Annotated in this window: 3 protein-coding genes; all 3 read left to right on the forward strand. The window is 71.7% G+C overall.

Features of this window, described 5'->3' with window-relative positions:
* Positions 1–1,372: glycoside hydrolase 43 family protein (locus VFZ20_RS15905; protein ID WP_329684895.1), on the forward strand; the 1,372-nt coding region annotated here is incomplete at its 5' end.
* A gap of 129 nt (positions 1,373–1,501) precedes the next feature.
* Entirely contained in the window at positions 1,502–2,269 is a 768-nt protein-coding gene (locus VFZ20_RS15910; RefSeq protein ID WP_329684896.1) for a rhamnogalacturonan acetylesterase, read from the forward strand.
* Positions 2,269–4,520 (forward strand): pectate lyase (gene pelA, locus VFZ20_RS15915; RefSeq protein WP_329684897.1); only part of this gene is annotated, 2,252 nt, incomplete at its 3' end. The genes VFZ20_RS15910 and pelA, both read left to right, overlap by 1 nt.

Genomic DNA, 4,520 nt, shown 5'->3' on the forward strand with positions numbered 1-4,520 from the left:
CCTCGTCAACCATGCCCTTCCCGCCTGGCCGGATGCGTCGTTCGACGCGCCGCAGCACGGCAACGGCGTGTGGGCGCCGTCCATCCGCTTTCACGATGGCTGGTTCTGGATCTTCTGGGGCGACCCGGATCGCGGCATCTACCGCGTGCGCACGCGCGACGTCCGCGGCGCCTGGGAGCCGCCCGTGCTGGTCCACGCAGCGCGCGGGTGGATCGACCCCGCACCGCTGTGGGACGACGACGGCAGCGCGTACCTCGTCCACGCGTTCGCCCGCAGCCGGTCCGGCATCAAGCACCGCCTGCACGTGAACCGCATGAGCCCCGATGGCACGCGGCTGCTGGACGAGGGCACGCTGGTGTTCGAAGACTCCGTGGCGCATCCCACCATGGAGGGGCCCAAGTTCTACAAGCGCGACGGCTGGTACTACATCTTCGCGCCGGCGGGCGGCGTGCCCACGGGATGGCAGACGGTGCTGCGCTCGCGCGGCGTGTTTGGTCCATACGAGGACAAAATCGTCCTGGCGCAGGGCTCCACGCCCGTGAACGGCCCGCACCAGGGCGGATGGGTGGACACGCGCACGGGCGAGGACTGGTTCATCCACTTTCAGGATCGCGGGGCGTACGGCCGCATCGTGCACCTGCAGCCCCTGGCGTGGCGCGACGGCTGGCCCGTGATGGGCGTGGATGCCAACGGCGACGGCACGGGCGAGCCGGTCCTCGAGTGGACGATGCCGAACGTGGGCGCGTCGCATCCGCCCGTGGTGCCGCAGACGTCGGACGAGTTCGATTCCGCCGCGCCCGGACTGCAGTGGCAGTGGCACGCCAACCCGCGCGCCGCGTGGTCGTCCGTGGCGGATGGTCGGCTGCGGCTGAACGCGGTCGCGATGCCGGATAGCGCCGTGAACCTGTGGCGCGTCCCCAATCTCCTGCTGCAGAAGATTCCCGCGCCCGCGTTCGATGCGATCACGCGCATCTCCTTTTCCGACCTGCGGATGGGGGAGCGCGCGGGCGTGGTGCTGATGGGGATGGACTACGCGTCGCTGGCCGTGCGCCGGACGGCGGATGGCTATGAGCTGGTGCATGCGACGGCGACGGATGCGCACCAGGGCGGCCGCGAGACGGAGACGTGCGTGCCCCTGCGCGGCGCGTCCGTGCAGCTGCGCGTGACGATGGAGGACGGCGCGCGCACCCGCTTCTCCTACAGCGCGGACGGGCGGACGTGGAGGTCCATCGGCGATTCGTTCGTGGCGCGCGAGGGGCGATGGATCGGCGCGAAGGTGGGCCTGTTCGCGCTCGCGCCGGCCGGTGCACCCGCCACGGGCCACGCGGAGTTCGACTTCTTCCGCATCACCGAGCCGTCTGCCGGAAACTGAGGAAAAGAATTTCTCACGCAGAGGGAGCAGAGGCAGCAGTACTGCAACTGCTTTTGAAGTACTCTGCTGCCTCTGCTCCCTCTGCGTGAGGATGCAGTTCGTCGTGATCCATCCACCTCGCGAAAGCCGATGAAGACGCTCCGCATCCTGCCCGTGCTGCTGGTGTTGCTGCTCGCCGCGTTCGTGGCGGACCGGCCCGTGACGCTGTACCTGGCCGGCGACAGCACCATCGCCCAAAAGCTGGTGACCAGGCGGCCGGAGACGGGATGGGGCGAGATGCTGCAGCAGCACTTCGACATTGACCGCGTCCGCGTGGACAACCGCGCCCGCAACGGCCGCAGCACGCGCACGTTCATCGAGGAAGGCCGCTGGCAGGCCATCGTGGACGACCTGCGGCCCGGTGACTACGTCTTCATCGAGTTTGGCCACAACGACGCGTCCGTGGACAAGGTCGACCGCTATACGCCACCGGCCGACTACCGCCGCAACCTGGCCCGCTTCGTCGCCGACGTCCGCGCAAAGAACGCCAACCCCGTGCTGATGACGCCCGTCATGCGCCGCCGCTTCGACGAGAACGGCGTCTTCCGCGACTCGCACGGAGAGTACCCGGACCTCGTCCGCGCCGTCGCCGCGGAGCTCGACGTGCCGCTCATCGACATGCACCGCGCCAGCGAGCGCGTGCTGCGCGAGTACGGGCCCGATCGCTCCAGGTCGCTCTTCCTCATCTTCGGCCCCGGCGAGCAGCCCAACTACCCGGCGGGGCTGGACGACAACACGCACTTCTCGCCCATCGGCGCGGAGATCATGGCGGGGCTGGCCGTGCAGGGCATCCGCGAATCCGTCCCCGCGCTGGCGGCCCTGCTCGTCGTGCAGCCCGACTCCGCCGCCGCCCGCTGATGATGCGCATCCGCCGATCCCTCGCCGTTCTCGCGCTCGCCGCGTCCGCCGCGCCGCTGCACACGCAGCCGCGGGTGCCGGACGGCGGATACCTGGCGCCGGCCCGCATCGCCGCGCTGCCGGCGGAGGAACGCGCCGCGTGGGAGGCGTACGTCGAGGCGTCGCGGCGGCAGATGGAAACGGACCGCGCGTCCCTCGCCGCCGAGCTGCGCGCTACGGGCCGCGCGGAGGCGACGGCGCCGCCGTCCGGGCCCAACTTCGCCGTCACGCCGGCGATGACGGATGCGTGGTTGGCGGGAGACGAGGCGCGGCGTGTGGCGGAATCCATCCTGTCGTACCAGGCTCCGTCCGGCGGGTGGAGCAAGCACGTCGACCACACGCGGGGGCCGCGCGCGCGGGGCCAGGGCTACGCGGAAGGCGCGCGCTGGCACTACGTGGGGACGATCGACAACGGCGCCGCGACGGAGCACATGCGCTTCCTGCTCCGCACGGACCAGGTGCGACCGGATGAGCGGTATCGGCAGGCGTTCGCGCGTGGGGTGGAGTACCTGCTGCGCGCGCAGTTTCCCAACGGCTGCTGGCCGCAGGTCTGGCCGCTGGAAGGCGGCTACCACGACGCGGCTACGTTCAACGACGACGCCATGGCGAACGTCCTGCGCCTGCTGCGCGACGTCGCGGCCGGCGAGGCGCCGTTCGTCCCCGCGGCGACGCGGACGCGCGCGGCGGCCAGCGTGGAGCGGGGCATCGGCTGCATCCTGGACAGCCAGGTGGTGATCGACGGCCGGCGGACGGTCTGGGCCGCGCAGCACGATCCGCTCACGCTGGCGCCCGTCGGCGCGCGCAGCTTTGAGCCGGCGGCGCTGAGCGGCAAGGAAGGTCCCGCGCTCGCCGCGCTGCTGATGGAGCTGGATCCGCCCGATCCGCGCGCGCCCGTGGCCATCCGCGGGGCGGCGGCGTGGATGCGCGAGAACATGCTGTGGGGCTACGTGCGCCAGCCCGGCGAGAAGCCGGTGGTGACGGAGGGCGCCGGCCCGCTGTGGGCGCGCTTTGCCGAGCTGGGCACCAACCGCGCGGTGTTCGCCAACCGCGACGGCGCCCTCCTCTACGATTGGCGCCAGCTGGCGGACAGCGCGTGGGGCTACGGCTGGTTCACGGACCAGCCCGCGACGGTGCTGCTGGACTACGACAGCGCGTGGACGCCCCGCCACGCGGCGCCGCTGCCGCATCCGCTGGCCGCCTGGTCCGCCGTGGTGGACGCGGGCTACACCGGGCCGGACGGCGAGATGCGGGACGACAGCGTGCGCTGGTACCGCACCATCGGCGCGGCGCTGGCCACGGCCCCGCTGGACGGCCGGACGCCGTTCATCATCCGCATCCGCGCGGGCCGCTACCGGGAGAAGCTGAGCGTGGTCGCGCCCCACGTGCACCTGATCGGCGATGGGCGGGACGCGACCGTCCTCACCTATGACGCCGCCGCGGGGCATCGCAGCCCGGGCGGATGGCCGTACGGCACGCGCGGGAGCTTCACGCTGCGCATCGCCGCGCCGGGCTTTCGCCTGGAGGGGATGACGGTGGAGAACGCGTTCGACCTTCCCGCCAACGCCGCCAAGCCCGATTCCGACTCCACGAAGGTGACGGGGACGCAGGGCGTGGCCGTGATGCTGGACGAGGGCAGCGACCAGGCCGTGTTTCGCGAGTGCGCGATCACCGGATACCAGGACACGCTGTTCCCCAACGCGGGGCGCGCGTACTTCAACCGTTGCGTGGTGTCGGGGACGGTGGACTTCATCTTCGGCTGGGGGCGCGCCGTGTTCGACGACTGCGACATCGTCTCGCGCGACCGCGGCAGCGCCACCAACAACGGCTACATCACGGCGCCCAGCACGCACGTCCGCAATCCGTACGGCTTCGTCTTCGTGGACAGCCGGCTGCGGAAGGAGACGCCGGGGATGGCGCCGAGCTCCGTCACGCTGGGCCGGCCGTGGCACCCGTCGGGCAACCCGGAGGCGATCGGCAGGGCGGTGTTCATCCGCACGTGGATGGACGACCACGTCGGCGCCACGGGCTGGTCGCCCATGAACAGCACGGACGCGGCGGGCAATCGCAAGGAAAACCGGCCGGAAGACGCGCGGTTCTTCGAGTTCGGCAGCACGGGCCCCGGCGCCGTCGCCAGCCCGTCGCGCCGCGTGCTCACGGCGGAGCAGGCGGCCGCGTACGACATCGTGCGCGTGCTGGACGGCTGGGATCCGCG

It is taken from the genome of Longimicrobium sp. (genome assembly GCF_036280135.1).
Taxonomy (GTDB): domain Bacteria; phylum Gemmatimonadota; class Gemmatimonadetes; order Longimicrobiales; family Longimicrobiaceae; genus Longimicrobium.

Coding starts and splice junctions, on each gene's coding strand:
- VFZ20_RS15910 (WP_329684896.1), top strand. CDS start 1,502: ATGAAGACGCTCCGCATCCTGCCCGTGCTGCTGGTGTTGCTGCTCGCC.